The organism is Sandarakinorhabdus cyanobacteriorum, assembly GCF_002251755.1.
GTDB lineage: Bacteria > Pseudomonadota > Alphaproteobacteria > Sphingomonadales > Sphingomonadaceae > Sandarakinorhabdus > Sandarakinorhabdus cyanobacteriorum.
Genome location: NZ_NOXT01000125.1, coordinates 80,756 through 105,281 on the forward strand (window position 1 = coordinate 80,756; position 24,526 = coordinate 105,281).

General features: G+C 69.6%; 2 protein-coding genes. Both read right to left on the reverse strand.

Annotation, left to right across the window (positions count from 1 at the left end; translation table 11 throughout):
- Nucleotides 1–22,665 carry a hypothetical protein gene (locus CHU93_RS15995; protein WP_094475141.1) on the reverse strand — a complete coding sequence of 7,555 codons (22,665 nt, stop codon included), beginning with the start codon at nucleotides 22,663–22,665 and terminating at the stop codon, nucleotides 1–3.
- A complete protein-coding gene (locus CHU93_RS16000) occupies nucleotides 22,665–24,395 on the reverse strand; it encodes a ShlB/FhaC/HecB family hemolysin secretion/activation protein (RefSeq protein WP_165768780.1) in 1,731 nt (576 codons plus the stop codon). The genes CHU93_RS15995 and CHU93_RS16000 overlap by 1 nt, the downstream gene beginning before the upstream one ends.
- Nucleotides 24,396–24,526: the final 131 nt, after the last annotated feature.

Consider the following 24,526-nt stretch of genomic DNA (forward strand, 5'->3'; position numbering starts at 1 on the left):
TCACTTCAGCCCTCCCGGGCGGCGGATGCCGATTGGCATCATCTCTGGCCACAGGGATTGGTTGCCGCCGCTGGTCACCGGATCATTGCTGTCGGGGGCGGCGAACAGCGGGCTGAAATCGATCAGCCGCTGCAGCAGGATGATCGGCAGTTTTTCGGCCGCCTCCTGCGCCTCTTCGCGCTGTTCTTCCTCTTCCGGCGTCAGCGCCTCCACATTGTTGACCAGGCTCAGCACCGGTTGTTCGGTGCCTTCCGGCAACGTGCCGCGGCAGATGCCGCCGATGATGCAGAAGTTCACCGAGCTGCTGGTTGTCAGGATGCTGGTGCCGGGGCTGAACTGCACCTGTTCACGCGTGTCGCCGTTGGTTGCGAACGTGCCGTCGGCCAGGCGGATGCGGCCGTGGATCACCATGTCGAGCAGGCCCGCGGTGCCACCCTGGCCGGGGCTGTCGCCGCCACGGCTGACCGTGAAGCTGCTGGCGGTAAAGCCCGCGCGCTCCAGATCGGTGCCGCCATTCTGGATCAGCAACTGGTCCCGTGCGGTCACGGCGATCGCGCCGGCGGCCAGCGTGCTGCCGGTGGCGCTTGCCGGCACCGCCTGCAGGGCCTCGTCGCGCGCTTCGCCCGAAAGCGTGCCCGCCGCCAGGCCATCCAGCGTCGCACTGTCGGCCACCCAGATGCGCGGCGCGCCAAGCGCCAATGTGCCGGTTGGGGCATCAGCGCTGGCGCCCAGCAGGATGGAGCCGGCGCCGCGCACCACCTCGATCCGGCCATTGGCAGTGAGCGCCAGGCGGTTGCTGGCGCCGGCCTGGGCCATGGTGACTGCACCCGCCACGCGGATATTGCCGCTGGCGCCAAAGCTGATGCCATCGCCGGTGCTGGCCGGCGCGATGGCAGGCAAGGCCAGCGTATCGAGCGTGAGATTGCCGCTGTTGATCGTCACGCTGATGCGGCTGGCGCGCAGCGCTGCGAACTCGCCATTCGACAGGCTGTAGGTGCCGGCGGTGGTGACACCATTGCCGCCCGCCACCAGCGCGGTGGCACCGCTGTCGGCCTGCAGGGCGACGCGGGTGGCCGTGCTGCCGCCGATGGCGGCATTCGGGCCGATCGCGATATTGCCGGAGGTGATCGACACATCGTTGGTGGCAATGCTGCCGTTCAACGTGGCATTGCCGGCCACCGATACCAGGGTGCTGGTCGGCGCCGTGATGGCCTGGGCGGTGAAGCTACCGGTGGCCGCCGCGATGAAGCGGCCGGCGCTGGCCGGGCCGGTCAGTGTGATATCGCCCACCAGCCGCACCGGAGTGCTGGCCAACAGCGCCGCGAACTGCGGATTGCCGGCCTGATCAAATGTGATCTGCGGCAATTGCGTGTGCGAGGCGATGTAGACGAAGCCATTGGCCGACGTGGTGAGCGCCCCGGCCGAAATGCCGCCGGTATCCAGCAGCACGATGCCGCCCGGCGCGCTGACATTGCCGGTGGTGACCCCCAGGGTGCCCGACAGGGTGGCGCTGCCCGAAACATCAATGTTGCCGGTGCGCACCACATCAGGGGAGACAACATAGACATTGCCCGCAGCGCCAGCCAGCGGCCGCACGCGGCCGGCATCGATGCCGCCGGTGGTGATGCTGCTGCCGGCGTTCAGGAACACCGAATCCGCTGCCGAAAGCCGGCCGGTGGCGATCAAACCATCGGCCGTGAGGCGGATATCATCCTCGGCACGCACATCGCCCAGGCGGATATTGCCGCCCTGCCCGGCCCGCCGCCGCGCCGTGAAGTTGAGCGTGCCGCCCACATTGACGGTGCCGGCGCTGATATCGCCTTCGGTGCTCAGCGTCAGGCCGCCATCGGCGCTGATGTCGCCCAGCGCCAGATCCGATGTGGCGGCGATATCAAGGAAGCCAAGGCTGGTGGCATTGACGACATCCACCGCACTGCCCCGCACCCGCGCACCGGTGACGACATTGATGCCATCGCGGGCGCGGAACAGGCCGGCCGTGGTCGCTTCGAACAGGCCGGTGTTGATGCTGCCGCCGATGATCACGTCGCCCGGCACGGTGCCGGTGGCGGCGGCAAAGACCGCGCTGTAATCGGGCACACCGGCGGTGAAGCTGATCAGGCCGGACTGGGCAAAATCGCCCAGCCGGGTGCGGCCGGTGCCAGGCGTCGCAATCGCCGCCGTGGTGATGGTGCCGCCCGACAGCAGCACCAGATCACGCCCGCTGGTCAGCGCGCCGCTCGCCAGATTGCCGCTTGCCACAAGGCCGATATCGCCAACGCTGGTGACCGTGCCGACAGTGACCGCGCCGCCCGATACGAAGGCATCGCCGCGCCCACCGGTGACCGGATTGGCGGTGACGCTGATGGCGCCGGTGGTGAGCGCGCCGCCCGCGATCAGGCTCATGCGTGCGGCGCTGCTGGCGCTGGCGAGGTTGAGCGCCGCATCGGTGGTGATGCGCAGCTCGCCCGTGCCGGCATTGACCGCGCCCAGCGCCGCGCTGGCGGTGGTGATGGCCACGCCGGAACCGGCCGTGATGGCCTGGCCGTTGAAGGCGCCAGTGGCCGCCGCGATGAAGCGGCCGGTGCTGGCCGGGCCGGTCAGCGTGATATCGCCCACCAGTCGCACCGGGGTGCTGGCCAGCAGCGCGGCAAACTGCGGATTGCCGGCCTGATCGAAGGTGATCTGCGGCAGCTGGTCGTGCGCGGCGATATAGATGAAGCCATTGGCCGCGGTGGTGAGCGCACCGGCGGTGATGCCGCCGGTATCGAGCAGCACGATGCCGCCCGGCGCCGTCACATTGCCGGTGGCAACGCCCAGCGTGCCCGACAGGATGGCGCTGCCGGCAACTGTGATGTTCCCGGTCTGCACCAGCGCCGGCGAGGTGATGGACAGGTTGCCCGCCGCGCCCGCCAGCGGTTGCACCGTGCCGGCATCGATGGCGCCGGTGGTGATGTTGCCGCCGGCATTGAGCTGGATTGAATCCGCCGCCGAAAGCGTGCCGGTGGTGATGGCGCCGGCCGCTTCCAGCCGGATATCGTCATCAGCGCGCACCGAGGTGAGATTGATGTTGCCCGGACCGGCCTGCTGGCCACTGCCAGCCCGCGCGGTGAGCGCCAGGGTGCCGCCCACATCCAGCGCGGCGATGTTGATATTGCCGTTGGCCGAAAGGCTGAAGCCGCCCGCCGTGGTGATGGCACCAAGCGAGAGATCGGACCCGCTGGCCAGTTCCAGGAAGCCGCCACTGCCGATGTTGACGACGTCGAGCGCACCGCCCGACAGGCGGGCACCGGTGATGACGGCGATATCGGATTGCGCCCGCAGCAGGCCGCTGGAATTGGCATCCAGCAAGCCGGTGCTGATGCTGCAGTTGATGCTGATGGTGCCGGCAGGGCTGGTGTTGGCCGCTGCAAACAGGCCGGCATAGTCGGGCACGCCGCTGGCAAGGCTGATCAGGCTGGCCTGGCTTGCCGCACCCAGACGGGTGCGACCGGTGGCGGCCGTGGCGATGGCGCCGGTGCCGATGCTGGTGCCAGCCAGCAGCACGAGATCACGCCCGCTGGTCAGCGCGCCGCTGCTCAGCGCGCCCGTGGCCACCAGCCCGATATCGCCGGCGGCGCTGACATTGCCAACCGCGACGCTGCTGCCCGACACATAGGCATCCCCCCGCGCGCCCGCGATCGGGTTGGTGATGGCGACCGTGATGGCCCCGGTGGCAACCGCACCGCCGGCGATCAGGCTCAACCGGTCAGCGCTGCTGACATTGGTGAGGGCCAGATTGCCCAGCGTGGTGATCCGCAGTTCGCCGCCCGCAACAACGCTGCCCAGCGCCGAGCTGTCGGCCGAAATGCTGGCCTGGCCAAGCGCGGTGAAGGCGCCCGACAGGTCGAACAGGCCAGCGGTGGCGATCTTGGCCCGGCCGGCGCTGATCGATGCCGCCGAAAGCCGGCTGGTGAACGGCTGGGCAGCCGCCGCCAGCAACGCGGCATAATCGGGCGCGCCGCTGGCAAAGCTGATCAGGCTGCGCTGGCTGGCATCGCCAACAAACAAGGTGCCGGTGGCCGTCACATCGCCCAGCAGCACCGGGCCCGTGGCGAGCAGGATGGCGTCGCGGCCGGCCGCGATGCTGCCGACACTGATGCCAGCAAGGCCGACAATGCCGACGTCGCTGGCGCTGGCCAGCGTGCCGGTCACCAGATTGCCGTTGGCGCGCACATAGATGTCGGTGGGTTGCAGCGGGACGGGATTGACCAGCCCGGCATCAAGCGCGCCCAGCGTGGCGGTGCCATCGGCCGTCACCTGCAGGCGGCCGCCCGTGCTGATGTTGCCGCCTTCGACATTGCCCAGTGCCGACACATTGGTGCCGGTGCCCGAGCGCAGCGCGGTGAAGCGGATATTCTGGCCCGACAGGCTGAGGCTGGTGGTGGCGGTGATGGCGGCCACATTGATGTCGCCAGTGGGGCCACCGATCAGCTGGATATCGCCGCTGCCAAGCGTGGTGCTGGCGATATCGATACGGCTGCTGCTGTTGATGCGCAGGCTGGTCGCATTGATGTTGCCGCCGGCACCCGGCGTGCTGCCCAGGCCATTGACCACCGGGCCCGCGGCGCTGAACAGCAGCGTGCCGCCCACAACGATGTCGCCACCGTCGTTGAGGCCCAGGCTGTCGCGCGAGACCATGGTGGCGTCACCGCTGATCGCGATGCTGGAACCGCTGGTGGCGATCAGGCCGCCGCGCGGCGTGGTGCCGGGCGCGAAATTGCCGGTGGCGCTGCTGTTCAGGCTGCCCAACGCCAGCTGGCTGGCATCGCGGGCAAAGACCGTGGTGGTGCCCGGCCGGCCCTGGCCGCTGCCCGGATCAAAACCGCCGGTCTGGGTGGTGACCGCGCCGGCAATCGCCAACTGGCCCCGTGCTCCGCCGCTGCCGGCCGCCGCGCCGATGCCGATGGCACCACCGCTGCCGTTGCCCGCCGCCCCCGGCAGATTGCCGAAGCCGCCGCCATTGCCGTTGGCACTGGCCAGCACATCGCCGGCAACATCAACGCGGGCGCCATTGGCCAGCAGGCGCACGCCGCCGCCGGTGCCGCTGCCGTGCTGGCCGCCGGTGCCGGCGCCGGCAGAACCACCATTGCCGGTGGCGGTGATGCTGGCACTGGCCAGCGCCAACGTGGCCGCCAGCGGATCGGCGCTGCTGCCGTTCAGGCTGATTTCAATATCGCCGCCAAGGCCCGCGCCGCCATTGCCGGCAAGAGTGCCGCCGCCTCCGTCACCGCCGGTGGCGGTGGCAGCAAGGTTGAGCACACCAAGCGCCATGCTGACACTGCTGCCACTGCCAAGGATGCCGATGCTGCCGCCCGCGGCCTGGCCGCCGCTGCCGCCATTGGCCCCCTGGCCGCCGCGCGCATTGCTGCGCAGGTCGGCCGCGCCGGTGATGGCCATCTGGTCTGCCGCCGTGGCGATCACCATCACCCGGCCGGCACTGGCATTGCCGCCATTGCCGACATCAACCGCATTGCCGCCCGTGGCCGAGGCATTGATGGCCAGATCGCCCAGCGCCAACCCGCCCGACAGATCGAACTGGCCGCCAAAGCTGCGGCCACCGCCGCCGCTGCCGTTGCCGCCGGTGGCGCTGCCATCCAGATCAATGAGGCCGCTGGCCGTGATCAGGCCGGCCAGCACGGTGCTGCCGCCGGCGCCCTGCCCGCCGCTGCCCGCGCGGCCGCTGCCGCCAACGCCGCTGCCGGCCACGGCCAGCCTGCCATTGATGCGGCTGCCGCCCACCAGGCTGGACAGGCTGAAATTGCCGCCAAACCCGGCACCGCCGTCGCCGCCATTGCCACCCAGACCGGCATTGCCGATCAGCACGCCGCCGCTTTCAAACCGTCCGGCTTCGTTGCCAGCAAGCCCATTGGCCAGGCTGCCCATGCGGATCACGGCACCGGTGCCATCGCCGCCGTCGCCCACCGTGAAGCCATCGCCGCCCACGCCGCCCAAACCATCACCAGCAATGGTGATGGCCGGATCGCCCGCCAGATTGGCCGCGATCGCCAGGCTGCCGCCGGTGGCGCGCAGATTGACTGTGCCGCCAAATCCATGGCCACCCGAACCGCCGCTGCCATCGGCCAGATCGCCAAGCCCGCCATCTCCGCCGCTGCCGCTTGCCGTCACGTTCAGCCGGCCCAGTGTGACCATGCCGCCCACCGGCCCGCCAGCGTCCTCGGCCAATGTGCCAATGGTCAATTCGCCGGCCAGGCCATTGCCGCCCCTGCCGGCCAGACGCGCGTTCGCGCCGGCGCCGCCGGTTCCGCTCAGCGTGGCTGCCACATTGCCCGTGGTGATACTGCCCAGATTGCTGGTGGAGCCGAGGAAAATGCCGCTGCCGCCGCGGTTTTGATTGCCGTCACCAGCGCCGCCCGCACCATTGTCACCGCCGCCGGCACCGCCGGTGGAGGTGGCCACCAGCGCCAGATTTTCGGTGGTCAAAACGGTCGCGGCCGTGCCGCCGGCAATCCGCACCGCCACGCGGCCGGCAAAGCCATTGCCGCCGTTGCCATCGCTGGCACTGCCGCCGGTCGCGCTGGCATTCAGCGTGGCATTGCCGATGAGTTGCAGATCGGCATCGGCGCCGGCCGTGGCCACCACCAGGCCGCCAAGCCCGCGCCCGCCGCTGGCGCCATTGCCGCCAACACCGCGCGCGGTCAGCATATGGCCGCTATCGGCGCTGTCTTCGATGACGAGCAGGCTGTTGAACGCTGCGGTGATCGCGATCGTACCGCCCCGGCCTTCGCCGGCCGCGCCGTCCTGTGCAGCGCCGCCCGTGCCATCGGCATTCACGCTCAGCCCATTGGCCGTCACGGTGCCGGTGATCGACAGCACCGCATCATTGGCGCTCAGATCGAAGGTGCCGCCAAGGCCCGATCCGCCCGTTCCGGTGCCGGTGGCGGCGCCGCCTTCGCCCTGCAGCGAAGCGCCGGCAAGGCCGCCCAGCGTGATGCTGCCGGCCAGCGCCTCGATGGCAAGCCGGCCACCCCGGCCTTCACCTGCCAGGCCGCCGGATGCGCCGCCCCGACCATTGGCCTGCAGGCCGCTGATCCCGCCAATGCTGGTGCGCCCGCCGGATTGGTTGGAAATCTCGAAACTGCCGCCAACACCGGCGCCGCCAGCCAGATCGCCATCGCCGCCCACAGCGTTGAAACGCGCATCAACGATATTGTCGATGTCCAGATCGCCACCACGGGCCAACATGGTCACGCCGTTGGCCCGGGCATTGGCGCCGGTCTGGCCGTTGCCGCCAACGCCATTGGCCGTGATGGCCATGCCGCCCGCCCGCAGCAGACCGGTCTTGCCGGCCGCATTGGCCACGGCTTCAAGGCTGATCGCCGTGTCGCTGCCCACCGCACTGCCGCCAGCCCCCTGGGTGCCCAGGCCGCCCAACAGATTGGCATCGATGCTCAGCCCGGTTGCCAGGCCATCACCAATCGAGATTGCGCCGCCACGGGCGCTGATGCTGATCTGGCCGGCCGTGGCGCTGCCACCGTCATCGCCGGTGCCGCCCGTTGCCTGCGCCACCAACGCCATCGGGCCGGTGAACAGCAACGGGCCACCAAAGGCATCGCTGCTGCGCGCGATCAGGTTGATCTGCCGGGTGGCGGCATCACCGCCCGTCGCCCCGCCGCTGCCGCCGATGGCCGATCCATCAATGCTGACAGCGCCCGTCTGGATCACGCCATTGGCGCCATCAGCCTCGATGCTGATCACCCCGCCCAGGGCGTTGCCGGCCTTCAGTCCCGTGCTGCCGGCATTGCCGCCAATGGCCACCCCGGCCAGCACCAGATCGCTGCTGATCAGCGAGGCGCCCTGGCCACCGCCCAGGAACACATCAATCTGGCCCGCGGTAGCAGCACCACCATCGCCATCAAGCCCATCACCGCCCAGCGCACCGACATTGGCGCTGACCGTGCCCTGCATCAACAGGCTGGCTGCGGCATCGGCCAGAACCAGCACGTTCCCACCATTGGCAGCCCCGCCAACCAGGCCCGTGCCAGCGATGCCGCGCGCCCGCAGGCTGATCGCTTCTTCGCTGGCCGCGCGGCCATCCAGGGCCAGCCGGGCAGTGCCGGCTTCGGCAATCACGTCGACCGCACCGGCAAGGCCATCGCCGCCCCGGCCGCCCTGGCTGTTGCCGCCCACGCCGGCCGCCGTCAGGCCAATGCCGATGGTGCCGCCCGTGGCCGTGAGCGACAGGTTGCCGCCGCCCAGCGCCAGCAGCTGCGATGTCCCGCCAAAGCCGGCGCCGCCATCACCGCTGCCATTGGCGTTGCCACCCTCGCCGGTGGCGGAAAGATTGCTCAGGTTGGCAGCCGAAAGCGTGCCGGCGGCGCTGGCTTCCACCGTGATGGTGCCGCCACGGCCGCTGCCGCCGTTGCCAGTGCCATTGCCGTCGCCGCCCACGCCGCGCACCCGGCTGAATTCGATGTTGCCCAGCGCGATCGTGCCATTGTTGTCGGCCCGGATTTCGGCATTGCCGCCACGGCCATTGCCGCCGCTGCCGGCGGTGCCGCTGCCGCCCAGACCTTCGGCGCGGAACAGCGACAGATTGGCCCCGCCGACAATACGGCCATCGTTGGACGCCAGCAGGCGCAGGTTGCCGCCAAAGCCGGCCCCGCCGCCCTCGCCAGACGCGCCAACGCCATCGGCCTGCAAGCCCAGCGGCGCATCCAGAGCCAGCTGGGCCCCATCAAGGGCCTGCACGGTGACATTGCCGCCGCGGCCTTCGCCGCCGATCGCGCTGACACTGCCGCCGCCAACGCCGCCGGCCGACACACTGGTCGCCCGCAGGCCAAGCGCGCTGGCAGGGCCGCTGACGCCAATGCTGATCACCCCGCCAGCGCCATTGCCGCCGGCATCGGCCGAGCTGCCACTGCCATCGGCAAACACGGCAAGGCTGTTGTCAAACAGCAGCCAGCCGCCGGCACTGGCCTGCAGATTGAGGATGCCGGCATTGCCGTTGCCGCCCAGGCTGCTGCCCGCGCCGCCAGTGGCACTGACCGACAAGGTCGCCGCGCCAAGCGGCAGCAGGCGCCCGCCATCAAACACCAGCATGTTCAGAATGCCGCCGTTGCCGTTGCCGGCCGCCCCGCCATCGCCGCCGATGCCCTGGGCCGTGGCGTTCAAGGTGCCGCCAATCTGCACACGGCCGGCTTCGGCCAGGATCTGTACGGTGCCGCCACCGCCAAAACCGCCCTGGCTGGTTTCGCCGTCCAGCGATCCGCCACCCGCGCCCGAGGCATCAAGCGTGGCCGGGCCGGAGATGATCAATTGCCCGGTGTTGCTGTCGTTCGGCCGCGACGCCTGGCGCACCGCTGCGATCGTGACCGTGCCGCCACGGCCAGCCCCGGCCGCATCGCCCAGACCGCCGCCGCCACCCGCATTGGCGATCAGGCTGCCCAGCGTGGTGATCCCCACCGCGCCAGTCACGGCATCGGGGCGCACGTCCACACGCACGCTGCCGCCCTGGGCATTGCCGCCATTCGCCCGCAGCGTGGCAAGACCGCTGTTGCGGCCACCCTGCCCGGCAATGGCATTGGCGTTCAGCACGACCGTGCCGCCATTCAGCAAACCGCCGTCGTTGCCCAGCAGGATGGTGCCGGCGTCCACATCGCCGCCGCGACCGCCCATGCCGGTGGCAAGCGCATTTCCGCCATCACCGCTCGCGGCGTTGGCGGAAATGCTGATCGAACTGCTGGTGAACTGGCCCTGCCCGGCACCCCCGGCGCTGACCAGACCCACATGCACATTGGCACCCAGCGCCGCACCGCCGGCACCGCCAACGCTGCCATTGCCGCCACGCCCGGCCACCACATTGGCCGCGATCGTCACATCGCCCAGGCTGAGCGCGGCGCTGGTGCTGCTGCCCAGCAGCTCGACCGTGCCGCCGCTGGCGTTGCCGCCGGCTGCCGCCCCATTGCCGGCACCGCCGTTTGCCGAAACCGTGATGTCGATCGCATCGGTGGTGATGCCGGCCGGCGTGGTGGTGCCATCGCTGTTGATGTTGATCAGGGCCTGGCCGGCCACGGCGACACCGCCCGCGCCGCTGCCGCCGGTGCCGGCAAAGGCCGACGCATCAACCACCAGCGTGCCGGTCACATCGACAAGGCCGCCCTCCATCACCAGCTGCGCGGTGCCGGCGGTGGCAAAGCCATTGTCGGCCGTGCCGTTGCCGGCAGTGGCCGCCGCATCAAGCTCCAGGCCGTTGCCGAACGTCGCACGGCTGCCAACGCCAGAGACACGCACGCCGGCGGCGCCGGCCAGCGCCGCACCGCTGTTGGTGGTTGTGGCGCCGGCCAGCACGGCTGCCACATCGGTGGTGGCAAGATTGGCGCCGTTGGACAGGATCAGGCTGCTGGTGCCGGCAGTGGCGCCGGCAAAGCCATCGGCGCTGGCCGAAAGCTCCATGAACCCGGCGGTGAGGCTGGTGCCAGCCCCCGACACACCCAGCGTCGTGGTGCCGGCCGTGGCAGCACCGCCCGCCGAACCGCTGGATGCAAATGTGCCCAGGGTAAAGCTGTCGGTGGCGTCAAACTGGCTGCCGCCCGACAGCAAAACGTTGACGGTGCCGCCCGTGCCGCTGCTGTTGGTCCCGCCAAAGCCCAAGGCGTTGATGTTGAGATTGGCCGTGGTGACACTGCCGCCGGAAATGATCATTTCCGAGGTGCCGCCCGTGGCATCACCGGCGCTGCCGACCACCTGGCCGGTGGCATTGACCTGCAGCACGGTGGTGGCCGTGATGGTGCCGGCCGACAGCAGCCGGGCCGTGCCGGCCGTGGTGGTGCCGCCGGGCACGCTGCCGCCGCTGAACGACACCGCACTGGCATCGATGTTGAAGAAATCGCCCACCGCAACCGCGGCGCCGGCGGCGATCTGCATGCCAGCCGTGCCGCCGCGATTGAGATTGCCGTTGCGGGCCTGGCCGCGCGCGCCGGCGCCCAGATCAAGGGTCTGCCCAACGTTGAGGGTGCCGCCGCTGATGTTGGCCTGGATGGTGCCGCCCGTGGCCGCGCCTTCGAAACCAACGGTGCTGAGTTCAAGATTGCCACCGACATCGAACAGGCCGGCGGTGGAGGCGAGGCTGATCATGCCGCCCGTGCCCGAGCCATTGCCGTCGCTGGCGCCGCTCACGCCGCCCTGGCCATGGCCAACCGCCAGCAGATTGCCGGCCACCGACAACTGGTTGCTGTTGGCGATGCTGATGCTGCCGCCGGTGGCGTTGCCGCCGGTGCCGGTGCTGCTGTTGCCGCCGCGCGCATCGGCGCCCAATCGCAGGGTCGCATTGGGCTGGTTCACGATGGCCAGCGTGCCGCCCGTGCCAGTGGTGGCGAGGGTGATGTTGCCACCAAGGGCCGCGCCGCCATTGCCGGAACTGGCATTGCCGCCAATCGCGTTGGCCAACAATTGCGGCGTCGCCGTGCCGGTGTTGATGGTGGCCGTGCCGGCCACAGCCAGCCGGACGGTGCCAGCAGTGGCATTGCCGCCGTTGATCCCGGCGCCGGCCCCGGCACCGGCTTCCAGCCGGAACTGGCCGGTGACGCTGGCCGAAGCGCCCGCGCCCACGTCAAGGCTGGCGCGGCCACCCGTGGCGCTGCCGCCAAGGCCGGTGCTGCGGTTGCCGCCACCGGCACCGGCGGTCAACGCCAGCCCGGTCGTGGTGAAGCTGCCGCCGGTGAGGGTGATGCCCAGATCACCGCCCACGGCCGCACCGCCTTCGAAACCGCCGCTGATATATTGGGCACCGCCATCAGCCGCGAAACCGCTGCCGCCAATGTCCACCAGGCCGGCCGACGTCATGGCAAAGCTGCCGCCACGCGCGGTCAGATCATAGGCCGCCGCACCGACCAGGCTGCGCAGATTGGCGAACAGGCCGCCCAGCGCCGTGAAGCTGCCGCTGCTGCCGACATCGATGGTGATAGTGCCAGCCTGGGATTGGGCCGTGGGCACCACCACTTCGGTGAAGACATTGGCTGCCAGTTCGACACTGCCACCCACCCGCAGCGCGCCATCGATGGTCAGCGCCAGATCGCCGCCACGGCCAATGGTGCCACCGCCTTCCGCCGTCATCGTCAGGCCGCCCGCCACATCCAGCGTGCCGCCCGCCACATCGAGAGTGAGGGTGCCGCCCCTGCCATTGCCGCGCGTCGCTGCCGGGGTGACGCCGCCATTGCCGTTCAGGGTGAGGCTGCTGCCCAGCGTGGCACTGCCGCCACCGATCGTCACCTGCGCGGTGCCGGCCGTGCTGCTGCCGCTGGCCGTGCCACCCCCGGCCGTTGCATCCACCAGCAGGCTGACCGCCCCCGTGATGTTCAGCGTGCCATTGCTGTCGAGCAGGGCCGAGCCGCCAAAGCCGCTGCCGCCTTGCGGAGTGGCAAAGCCACCGCTGCCGCGCGCCAGCAATTCGGCGCGGCCGGTGATCGACAGGCTCGCGCTGTTGACAATGCGGCCGGTGCCGCCGCGCCCGGCCGCGCCCTGGCCGGTGCCGCTGCTGCCCAGCGCGGAGAGCAGGGCATCCCCGGTGATGGCGATCGTGCCGCCGCTGTTGATCAGTTCAGCGGTGCCGCCCGTCGCCGCGCCGCCATTGCCGCCAGAGCCAGCCAGGCTGCGGGCGCTGAGATCAATGCCATCCCCCACGGTCAGATTGCCGGCGGAGGCGAGGATGCGGGCAGTGCCGCCCTGCCCGGCGCCAGTGGCGTTCAGGCTGGTGTTGCCTTCGGCCAGCAGCAGGATGTCGCGAAGCAGGGTGAGCGTCCCGCCGCCGCCCTGGCCATCGGGGGTCAGGCGGATTTCCGCCGTGCCGCCAGTGGCATTGCCGCCCAAACTGTCGGCCTCCATGCTCATGTAATCGATCGAAAGGCTGGTGCCGGCACCATTCACCGTCAGGATCGAGCTGCCGCCCACCGCGCCACCGCGCACCGTGCCGGATCCGCCAAAACCACTGACCCGCATGAACAGGCTGCGGCTGATACCGGCCTGCGCTCCGCCCGAAACCGTGAAATTGATGCTGCCGCCCGTGCCCTGGCTGCCCGCTGTGCCGTTGCCATTGCCGCCAAAGCCAGCGGCGGTCAGATTGACATCGCGGGTGGAGAAACTTCCGCCCTGGATGGCGAGGTTGAGGGTGCCGCCGGTGCTGCTGCCGCCAGTGCCGCTGTAGCTGGCAATGGCATCCAGCAGCACTTCGTTGGTGGCCTTGAAGCTGCCGGCGCTGTCGAGGCGGACGTCGCCGCCGGTGAGGCTGGTGCCTTGAGAACCGAAAGAGTTGCTCACCTGCGCACCGGCCAGACCGAAGACACGGTTGGCACTGAGCGTGGTGCTGGCCCCCAGCAGCAATTCAACAGTCCCGCCGCGGATGATGTTGCTGCCGTTGGCAGTGCCGGACGCCTGCGCCCGCACCTCCAGGAAATTGCCCACGGACAAGCTGCCGCCGGTGCCGGTCACGCGGGCCGTGCCGCCGCGCGCCGCGCCAAAGCGGCCGTCGGCCGAAACCGTGAGGTCGCCCCCCGCCACACCCAGCTGGCCGCCGCTGAAGCTGAGGCTGGCCGTGCCACCCAGGCCGGTGCCGATGCGCGTGGTGCCGTCGCCGGTACCGCCCACGCCATCGGCCTGCACGGTGAGCGCGCCGGGCACGCTCAGCAGATGGTCATTCACCACCCGCGCCGTGCCGCCGCTGCCGTTGCCGCCGTTGGCGCCGGTGCTGCCATTGCCGCCAGTGCCGCTGGCGTTCACCGTGATGATCCGCGCCGTGGTGCCGGTGAAGGCCAGATCGCCCGCCGCAGTCAGGCTTTCCAGGATGGCCGTGCCGCCCGTGCCCGCGCCGCCGCCGCCAATGCCAAATCCGCCCGCGCCGGTGGCGGTCAGCACGATATCGCTGGCCATCGCCACATCGGCCGTGCCAGACACCGAAAACTGGCTGGTGCCGCCCAGCGCATTGCCGCCGTTGGCGCTGCCAAAGCCGCCGGTGGCACCGGCATTGAGCACAAGGCCGCCAAGCGTGGCCGAAGCCCCTGCCCCAACCAGCACCCGCGCCGCGCCGCCGCTGGCGTTGCTGCCGTTGCCAGTCAAATTGCTGCCACCCGCCGCACTGGCGTTCAACGCGATCTGGCTGGCCTGGAAGGTGCCGCCGCTGATGTTGACGTTGAGCAGGCCGCCCGCCGCCGCGCCGCCGGCCGTGTTGGAATCGGAATAGCGCGCCGAGCCATCGATGTTGAGTCCGGACCCTCCCAGATCGACCGTGCCGGCCGAATTGAAGGCCAGATTGCCCCCGGTGGCGGTGAAGCCGAACAGCGCCAGATCGATATTGGCGGTGATGGTGCCGGTCAGCCCGTTGGTGGCGCGCAACTGGCCACTGGCGCTGACATCGATGCCGATGTTGCCGGCGGTGGCGCGCGCCGCGGCCGACAGGACATTGCTGTTCGCCCGGCTGTCAAGCGTGATGGCCCCGCCCACCAGCAGATCCCCGGCAGCGGACAATTGCAGATTGCCCCCGGCCGACAGCAGGCCATCGCCGGTGGCCAGCAAGGCCAGATTCTGGCCAATCGAAAGCCGGCCGCCCTGCACGTCCAGCGTGATGGCGCCGCCGCTGCCATTGCCGGTGGTGGTCGCCGCCGGCACCACGGCCGAACTGTCGATGGTCAGGCTGCCGCCAATGTTTGCCACGCCGCCGGTGCGGATGATGTTCACCGCACCGGCGCTGGCATTGCCGCTGCTGGCACCGTCACCGCCCGTCGCACTGGTGGACAGGCTGACATTGGCTGAAATGCTGATGTTGCCACTGCCGCCCAGGCTGGCGGTGGCGCCCACGGCATTGCCGCCCTGAACGGTGCCGAACCCGCCTTCGGACTCGGCCGCAATATCAAGCGCACCCGTCAGGTTCAGGCTGCCATGGCTCACGACACTCGCTCTGCCGGCGGTGGCATTGCCGCCCACGCTGTCACCAAAGCCGCCAAAGGCCGAGGCATCCGGGCCGACAAGGGCGCTGGGCGGCGCGATGATGGCCAACGTGCCGCCCGTCTGGGTGAGGATGCTGGCCGTGCCGCCGGTTGCGCCGCCGCCGGCACCGGTCAGGCCTCCGCCGCCAAACGCCGCTGCGGAGACCAGGAAACCGGGCAAGGGGCCGTTGTCGATCGACAAATTGCCGCCCACAATCAGGCTGGCCGTGCCGGCCTGGGCCACACCGCCAACAAGGCCGGTGCCGGCAAAGGCCATGGCATCAAGCGCGAACTGGCCATTGATCGTGCCGGTGGCACCAGCACCAAGGGTGAACCGCGCCAGCCCGCTGGTGGCGTTGCCCCCCGGCCCATCCGGATCATCGCCGCCCGTGGCCGAGACGTTCAGATTGACATTGCTGGTCTGGAAATTGCCGCCGCTGATGTTGATATCAACACTGCCGGCGATGGCATTGCCGCCAATCTGGCCAAAGGGCGTGTATTCGGCGCTGGCATCGCCGGTCAGGCCCGAGCCGCCGATCAACAGGGTGCCGGCCGAATTCAGCAGCAGATCGCCGCCGCGCAGGGTGATGCCGGGATTGGCCACGCTGGAACGCGCCCGCACCAGCGCCCGCAGGCGCCCGGCCACATCCAGCGCGCCGGCGCTGCCAACCGTGATGGTCACATCGCCGCCACGGGCATCGGCATTCGGGTTGCTCAACCCGGTGCTGCCCGCTGCCGTGATGTCCAGATTGCCATTGATATCGGTGGTGCCGTTCGACGTGACATTGACCGAACCGCCAAGGCCAACCGGGCCGCTGCCGCTGGCATCCAGCTGCACCGCGGCGCCCACCTGCAAGGTGCCGCCAAGCGTGGACAGCGTGACGGTGCCGCCCTGGGCAGTGGCCACACTGGTGCCACTGAAAACCTGACCGGCCGCAAACAGGTCCAGCGCGCCGATGATGTCGGCCGTGCCGGCGCTGTTGATCAGCGTGGCGCTGCCGCCCGTGGAATTGCCGCTCACACTGCCGCTGCCGCCAAAGCCGCTGCCGTTGATCAGCACACTGCCCGGAATGCTGAGCGTGCCGGCGTTGGACAAGCGGGCATTGCCGCCCCGGCCGGCGCCACCAACCGCCCCATTGCCGCCAAAGGCCGTCGCGTTTACCTCAAGCCCGCCCGGCAGGGGCAGGCTGGCGCCGCCGGCCACCGTGGCATTGCCGCCAATGGCCGCACCGCCCTGGGTGACACCACTGCCACCACGCGCCTCGGCCGTGACCGAAAGCTGCGGCGTGCCAGTGGCGGTGATGGCAACGCTCCCTGTGCCGCCAGTCGAAATCAGGCGGGCGGTGCCGCCCGTGCCACTGCCGCCAAGGCTGCTGTCGCTGTTGCCGCCCTCGCCTTCGGCGCTCAGGCGGAACGGGCTGCTGCCCAACTGCAGGTTCAGGCTGCCATCAACATCAACGCTGGCCAGGCCGCCAACGCCATTGCCGGCATCGCCGTCCACGCCGGCCCCGCCGCTGCCCACCGCCGACACCTCCAGCGTGCCGCTGATGGTGGCGCTGGCGCCATTGCCGATCACCAGGCGGGCGGTGCCGCCGGCCCCATTGCCGCCAATATCGCCCTGGCGCACGCCGCCGCGGCCATCGGCCAGCAGGGTGACACCGGCGCTGGCAAAGCTGCCGCCGGTCAGGCTGATTTCGGCCGTGCCGCCTGTGGCGTTGCGGCCCACAACCTCGTCAAAACCGCCACGGCTGTCGATCAGCAGGCCCGAACCGCCGATCTGCACGGTGCCGGCACTGGCCAGGGTGGCACGGCCGCCCTCCATCGACATGTCGGGATTGGTCAGCGGGGTGTTGGCAAAGGCAAACAGCGTCACGCCGTCGGCCACGGTCAATCGGCCGGCATTGCCGACGGCAAGATCGATCGTGCCACCCAGCCCCAGCGCGGTCGCCGCACTGCCGGTGCTGAAGCCCACGGCATCGGCCGAAACGGCGCGGTCAACCTGAACCGTGCCGGCAGCGGTGACGGTGATGGCCCCGCCGGTGGCCACCCGGCCGGTTGCACCGGCGCGCAGATCAAGATTGCCGCTGACATCCAGCGTGGCACCGGCAGCGGCACCGGTGTTGATGCTGCCGCCCGTGCCGGTGCCCATGATGCCGGCGCTTTGCACCAGGGCTTCGGTGTTCAGATTGACATCGCCGCTGATCGTGCTGGTGCCCGCATTGGCGATCAGGGTGGCCGAACCGCCAATGGCGCGGCCGGTATCAGGCCCCGCGCCCGTGGTGGCATTGGCCAGCAGCAGCAGATTGTGCGGCAGGCTGAAATTGCCACCGTTGATGATGCTGGCGCTGCCGCCGGTGGCATCGCCGCCCAGAACGGGGGACGCGCCGCCGATGGCCTGCACTTCCAGCTGCAGCAGGCTGGGCGAGCCGACCAGCTGGGTGAAGCTGCCGGTGCTGGCGGTTGACAGGCTGATGCTGCCTCCGGTTGCGGCACCGCCCCGGGTGCTGCCGGTGCCGCCGGTGGCGGTCGCGCGCAGCTGCAGGCCAGCAAGGCCGGTGTCCAGTGTCATGCTGCCGGCGTTGGCGATGCTGATGCTGCCGCCCGTGGCGCCGCCGCCGGTGCCGCTCAACGCCGCATGGCCGTTGGCATTGCTCTCCAGCCGCACGCCGCCGGTGCTGGTGAAGCTGGCGCCAGCCGCCGTCGAAAGGCTGATGACGCCGGCGGCAATGGCCGGTGCATCGCCAGCGGCCAGGCGGCCGCCCGACACGCCGGTGTTGATGGTCAAACCGTTGCCGATGCTGAAGCTGCCACCCAGCACAGCAATGGCGGCGCTGCCCCCGGTGGTGGTGCCCGCGCCGTCCGGGCCGAAGCCCACACTGGACTGCAGATCGATACCGCCGCCAATCGTGACGGTGCCGCGGCTGTTCCAGCTGAAATTGCCGGCCGCCGCGATGCGGTCGCCGGGCGTGCCGACGAAATTGGTGCTGAAATCGCCGTTCACATCGCCGGCAATGCTGATCGTCGATGTCGCGGCCGTGGTGATGACCACGCTGCCGGCCACACCCTGGGCACCGGCAAAACTGGTTTCGGTGAAGACATCATCGCGGAAGCTGAGATTGCCGCTGATATCCAGGGTGCCGCCCGTGCTGCTGATCAGGGTGGTGCCACCCTGGCGCACATGGCCGTCGCCGAAATTCTGGAATCGCAGGAAGCCGGTGACATTGGCCCTGGCCCCGCCATCAAAGCTGAAGCTGATGCCGCCGCCAGTGCTGTTGCCCGCCGGGCCGCTGGTGCTGCCCCCGCCAAAGGCGATGTTGTCGATGGCGGTGTTGGCGTTGAAATTCACCGTGCCGCCGGTGATGGCGACATTGATCAGGCCGGCAGTGGCGTTGCCGGCAACCCCGCTGGACGATCCGCCTTCGACAATATGGCCGATGTTGATGCGGTTGAACCGGCTGTTGAGGTTCAGCACGCCGCCACTGTTGCTGATGCTGACCTGGCCGCCGGTGGCGTTGCCGCCCGCAACACTGCTGCCAAACTGGCCGCCGGCCACGGCATCAACCGTGAACGACAGCACGCCGGGCGCCGAAATCGTCGTGGTGCCGGCATTGCTGATCACCAAGGTGCCGCCAACGGCATTGGCCGGTGCCTGCGGCGACGGTTCATTCACAAAGGCATCGGCCGAAAAGGTGAATTGCCCCGCTGCATCGGCGGCATCGCGCAGCTGCAGTGTGCCGCCGGCCACGTTCAGGATTTCGGCCCGGCCACCGGTGGCCGTGCCCGCGCCTGGGCGGCCCGATCCGCTGCCGCTGAAGGCCCGGGCATCGATGGCCAGCGTGCTGCCCAGCAACCGCATGGTGCCGCCCGTGCCCTGCACCGCCACGCGGGCCGTGCCGCCGGTGGCCGTGCTGTTCATGCCCTTGGCCAGGATCTCGCTGTCGCCCGTCACCGTCAGCGTGCCGCCGCTCAGCAGCAGCTCGGCCGTGCCGCCGCTGCCGTTGCCGGCCTGAACCCCATTCAGGCCTTCGGCACCGCCCGTGCCCTCGGCCTTTAGGCTGATGGTGCCCAGCGTCATGCTGCCATCATTGGCCAGCACCCGCACGGTGCCACCCGTGGCATTGCCGCCGGTCAACCGTTCATCCAGCGCCGGCCCACCGCTGGCCGAGGCATTGGCGACCAGATCCGCAACCGAAACACTGCCAACATTGGCCACAACCGGGCCGCCGTCGTGCTGGCTCAGGGTGATTTCAACCGATCCGCCCGTGGCATTGCCGGGATCGTTGAGGCTGCCCCCGCCACTGGCATGGGCCTGGGCTTCCAGCTTGCCGCTGATGGTGAGGCTGGTTGGCGCGCCCGACACGAAATGCGGCGTCGCCAGCACCACGACAGCGCCGCCGGTGGCATCGCCGCCGCGGCCAGACAAGGTCTCGCCCTCGGCAAAACCGCCGGCGGCCGACGCGTCAAGCACCGCCCCGCTGGCCGTAACCGTGCCGCCACGCGCCAACAGCACGATGCGCCCGCCGGTGGCCGTGCCGCCGCTGCCGCCATCCACGCCGCCATCGAACGGGCCGGTGTTGCCGCCCAGCGCCTGGGCGTTGACATTCAGCCCGCCAAAATTCGCAGTCGCCGGATTCACCGCTGGCGAGAATGGACCGCTCGACAGGCCAAGATCGGCCCGGCCGCCCACGGCATTGCCGCCACTGCCCAAGGTTCCGGTGTCGGATCCGCCGCCAGCGCCGCCAATGGCGCGGAAGCTGATGCTGGTGCTGCCGAAATCAAGTGTGGTGCGCCCGGCATTGCCCAGCAACAGGATGCCGCTGCCGGTTCCCATCGCATTGGCATTGCCACCGGTGCCGCCGGTGCCCGTGGTGGCAAGGCCGCCGCGACCGCCAAACACGTCGGCACTGATGTTGATCTGGCTGGCCGCCAGGCGTGCGGGCGTGCCGGTGCTTGCCGGATTGCCACGCGCCGTCAGACGCACCGCGCCTAGCGTGGCCGCACCGCCGGCGCCGGCGTTGCCCGTCGCTGCCGCATCGGCCTCCCCGCCAAACACATTGGCGTTGAAGGTCATGGTGCCGCTGCTCGACAGATCGGCATCAAACGCCGTGACGGTGATCTCCGAGCCCACCGCCTGGCCGCCGGTCAGGCCGAACCCGCCCTGCGTGTCGGCATTGACGATCAGATCGCCAAGCTGGTGCGTCCGCGATTGCAGGTTGAAACGGATGGTGCCGCCTGTTGCTGTGCCGCCGGCACCGCCAAAACCGAACCCGCCCTGCACCTGGGACGAAATGATCAGGCCGCCAACAATGAAACTGCCGGAATCATTCACCGTGCCACTGGGGCCATAACGATAGAAGATCGCCGGCTGCTGGCCAATGTTGTCGCTGCTGCCGCTGGCATTGCCGCCAACCACGCCCGAACCGCCAGTGGCATCCGCGCGCATTTCCACGTCGCCATTCACCGACAGGCCACCGGCGTTCATCACGATGCGGCTGCTGCCGCCCTGGGCGCTGCCGCCAACGCCGCCAGCAACACCATTGCCGGCCGTGGCGCTGGCATCCATCACCAGCCCGGTGCCAAAGGCCAGATTGTCGTTGCCCTGCACGTCAACAAGGGCCTGGCCGCCCGTGGCGCTGCCGCCATCAATGGCGCCCCCGGCCAAGCCGGAGGCGGCCTGGGCCCAGGCATCCAGCCGCGACGTCTGGGTGACCGAGGTGTTGGCCAGGCCATTGTTGGTGCGCGAGACCAATTGCGCCGTGCCGCCGATATAGGCGATGCCGCCGCCACCCGCATCGCCCAGCGCCACCGCACTGAGCTCAAACCGGTTGACCGCAATCGATCCCCCAACGCCAACGTCCAGCGTCGCCGTGCCGGCCCGCACCGTCGCACCGCCGGCTTGCAGCGAGAAGCCCTGCTGGCCGGCATCGGCCCGCGCATCACTGTTCACCAGCAGGCCGCCGGGCATCGACAGCGCACTGTTCACCAGGATCTGGGCGATGCCGCCGCTGGCATTGCCGGTTGTCTGGCCCACGTCGGCCAATCGGGTGACGGCACCGGCCGCCACGCTGATATCCCCAGGCCCGGTGGTGCCGCGAACCGAAAGACTGCTGGTGGCATCGACCTGCACCACGGCAGAACCGCCGCTGGCATTGCCCGATGCACTGCCGGCGGCATAGCCGCCAAAGCCCCGCGCCGTGGCGATGATGCCGTCGGCCTGCAGCTGGCTGCCCCCGGTCGCCTCGACAAGGGCGGTGCCGCCGGTGCCGCTGCCGCCAGCGGAATTCATGCTGCTGTCACCGCGCCCATCGGCGCGGGCCACCACATTGCCCAGCACGGCAACATTGCCGCCGCTGCCGGCCGTCACATTGGCAAAGCCAGCCGTGCGGCTGGCGCCGTTTCCGGCATCAAACTGCGACGATGCATCGGCGAGCACGCTGCCCGTAACCTCGAGCAACTGGCCGAAACTGGCGCCAATGCTGGCGCGGGTGTTGGCAAAGATATCGATGTTGCGCGCCGCATCCAGCTGGCCGGTGCGCGCCACCGCTTCCCCGACATCGCGGGAACGGATGGTCAGGTTGGAGGTGAGCGTGACGGCATCGAGGCTGATGTTGACCTGGCCGGTCCCGGCACCGGCCGACGCCGCGCCCGAAAACTGGCCAACGCCTTCGCCGCTGCTGGTCCCGCTGATGTTGTGGCCACCCGAAAGCACGATGGCATTGCCGTCCACATCGGCCGCGCTGGCAATGGCAAAGCCCATCTGCGCCGATCCGGTCAACAGCAGGGTGATGGCATCATTCTTGGGCACCGCCATCATGTAGATGCGGTGATAATCGCTGTTTACCGAATCCCCGGCCGGGCCGGTGATGCTGCCAGTGACCGTGTTGGTGCCGCCAGCGGCCGAGCCGACATTGGCGGTGATGTCAAACAGGCCGCCATTCAGCGTGAAGCTGACATCTTCGGCCATCGCCAGCGCCGCCGAACCATTGACCTGGATGGCGCCAGCCATGTTCACCCGCGGCGCCACCGCGATCACATAGCTGTTGTTGTTCAGCGCGTTGATCTGGGCGCCATTCTGGATATCGATCGCTGCCGTGCTGCCCGAAGCGCCCTGCAGCCGGAAACTGTTGCCGCCGGGCATGAAATCGCCACCGCCAGCGGCCCCCACCGGATCATTGGTGGTCAGCAGCAGGCTGCCCACGTTGAACTGCGCCGTGTTGGAGATTAGCAGGCCGCTGGGGGCATAGAACCAGATGCTGCCGGCGGCATCGCTGTTGACCGTGCCCAGCAGGCCGACTGCGCGCGACGGATCGGCCGTGATGATCCGGTTGAGCACCGTGTAGCTGCTGATGCCCGAGCCGGCGGCAAAGCTGGCCGTGTTGCCCGTCGGCAGAAAGGCGATGGTGCCGCCACCGATGGCATTGTCGTCCGGGGTCCAGTTGATGGTGGCCTGGCTGCTGTTGACCTGAAGCGTCTCGCTGCTGACCTGAAGCGTCTCGCTGCCGGTGCCGAGAAAGCGGTTGACCGATCCGCGGATGACATCGGGTGTCCCAAGAAAGGCCTGCGCCCGCACCTGCTGGGGCTGCAACGCCAGCATCGCGGCCAGCACGCTGGGCGATGCCGCCAGCGTCAGCCGGGTGCGGATGGACTGGCTCGAGGCTGCGCGCGCCGGAGCGTTCTCGTCAAACAGACGCATCAGCTATTCCTCCACGGCAGCAATCTTGTGGTAAAGGTCAGCAGCAGGCGCACATCGCCCGCCCGCACCGGCCCGGCATCCTTCAGCGCCACAGCACCGCCCAGATCGAGCCGCGCCCGATCCGACAGGATGAAGCGCCCGCCGCCCCCGGCCGAAACCAGGCTGACCGGGTTGGCCAAGGCAGGCCCCACCCCGCGTGACCAGGCCCAGCCGGCATCTGCAAACACATAGGGCTGCACCGCCAGCTTCCAGTCTTCCGACAGGGTGATGGCATCATGGCGCAGTTCCAGCGAGACGGCCGCGCCATCATCGCCGGTCAACACGCCGGGTTCATAGCCACGGCCCACCGTGTAATTGCCCAGGGCAAAGCGTTCAAAGCCATAGACGCCGCCACTGGCCAGCTGCGCCCGCGGCTGCACCACCGCGGTCAACGCCTTGCCCATCCGCAATTCGGCGAGGCCGCCAAAGCGCACGACGGTGGCGGTGGGGCTGCCGGTGATCAGGCTGGGCGGCACCACGCCGGCGCGGCCGCACAGCCGCACATCGCGGCTGCAATCCAGCGTCGCGCCCAGCATGTCGATGCCCTGCCGCACCTCCAGATTGGCGCCCAGCCGCCAGCCGCTGGTGCCACCGGGCCCGCGCCCGCGCAGATCCTGCCATTCGCCATCCAGCCTGAGATAGGCCACGCGCAGCTGATCGCGCGACAGCGGCGCCGCGTTGAAGCTGACCCGCTGGTTGACCAGATCAAGCCCGCCGCGCCCAGTCAGCGTGGCCGCCTGCGAACGCTTCAGCGGATAGCTCAGCTCCAGATTGGCAAAGAACACCCGCGCTTCAACCGGCGGCACCGCCGCGCCCAGATCAGGGCTGGTCCAGGCATGGGTGACCCGCCCGCCCAGCCGCAGCCCCTCGCCGCCGATGGCAAAATCATGCCCGGCCTGCAGCACATGCTGCTCGCTGAAATCGGGCGTGGCATAATAGGACACAAAGCTGTGGTCGCCCAGGCCGGTCAGGCCATTGAGCTGCAGGCGCACCTGGCCGCCAAAGGGGCCGGTTTGCGACGGCGCCAGATTGCTCACCACCAGATCGGCTTCCACCGCCCGGCGCCGCACCGAAACCTCGCCCACCATCTCGCCCGGCGCGCCGCCCGCCGGCTTCAGCTGCAAGCGCACATCCATGCCCGGCAGGTCGCGGGCCAGCAGCAGGTACCGCTCCGCCGCCACCCGGTTGAACACCTCGCCCGTCACCAGCTTGTTCAGATAGCGCGCGATCTGCGCCTCGATGCGGCCGACATCGCCGCGCACCCGCACCGCCGTCAACCGGGCATAGAGCACCTCGAACCGCACCACGCCGCCCTCGATGCGCTGCGCCGGCACCTGCACGGCCGCCACATAGCCGCGCCGGCGCAAATCGGTGGCGACCGCGTCCCTGATCTCGCACAGCACCGAAATGGGCAACGGCTTGCCCACCAGCGGCTTCCAATAGCGTTCCAGGGCGGCGGCCGGCACCGGCCCCAGATTGCTGAACTGGGCCTGGGTCAGGGTGACATTGATGCTGGCATAGGCCGGATCGGCCAGGGCGCAGGGGCTGCGTTCGATATCGCCATCAACGATCAGGCGGCTGGGCTGGTTCAACTGCGGGCGGCGGGACGGATCAATTTCCTCGCGAGTCGGCGCGCCGGTCAGGCCGACCTGCGCCAGCGTCGGCGACACGGCCCACAGCGTGGACGCCATCAGAAAGACCGTCCGCCACAGGCCAAGCCCCGCGCCCTGAACGCGCCTTTGCTTCATCCCCGTTCCCCCAAACGTTGCCCGCGACCTTTATGATTACGTCCATCCTAGACCATGGATGCACTGATATGCCA

What these genes read in the sequence shown, in the direction of transcription:
- CHU93_RS15995 (WP_094475141.1), bottom strand. Translation starts at nt 22,665, where the DNA reads ATGCGTCTGTTTGACGAGAACGCTCCGGCGCGCGCAGCCTCGAGCCAG.
- CHU93_RS16000 (WP_165768780.1), bottom strand. Translation starts at nt 24,395, where the DNA reads ATGGCGTCCACGCTGTGGGCCGTGTCGCCGACGCTGGCGCAGGTCGGC.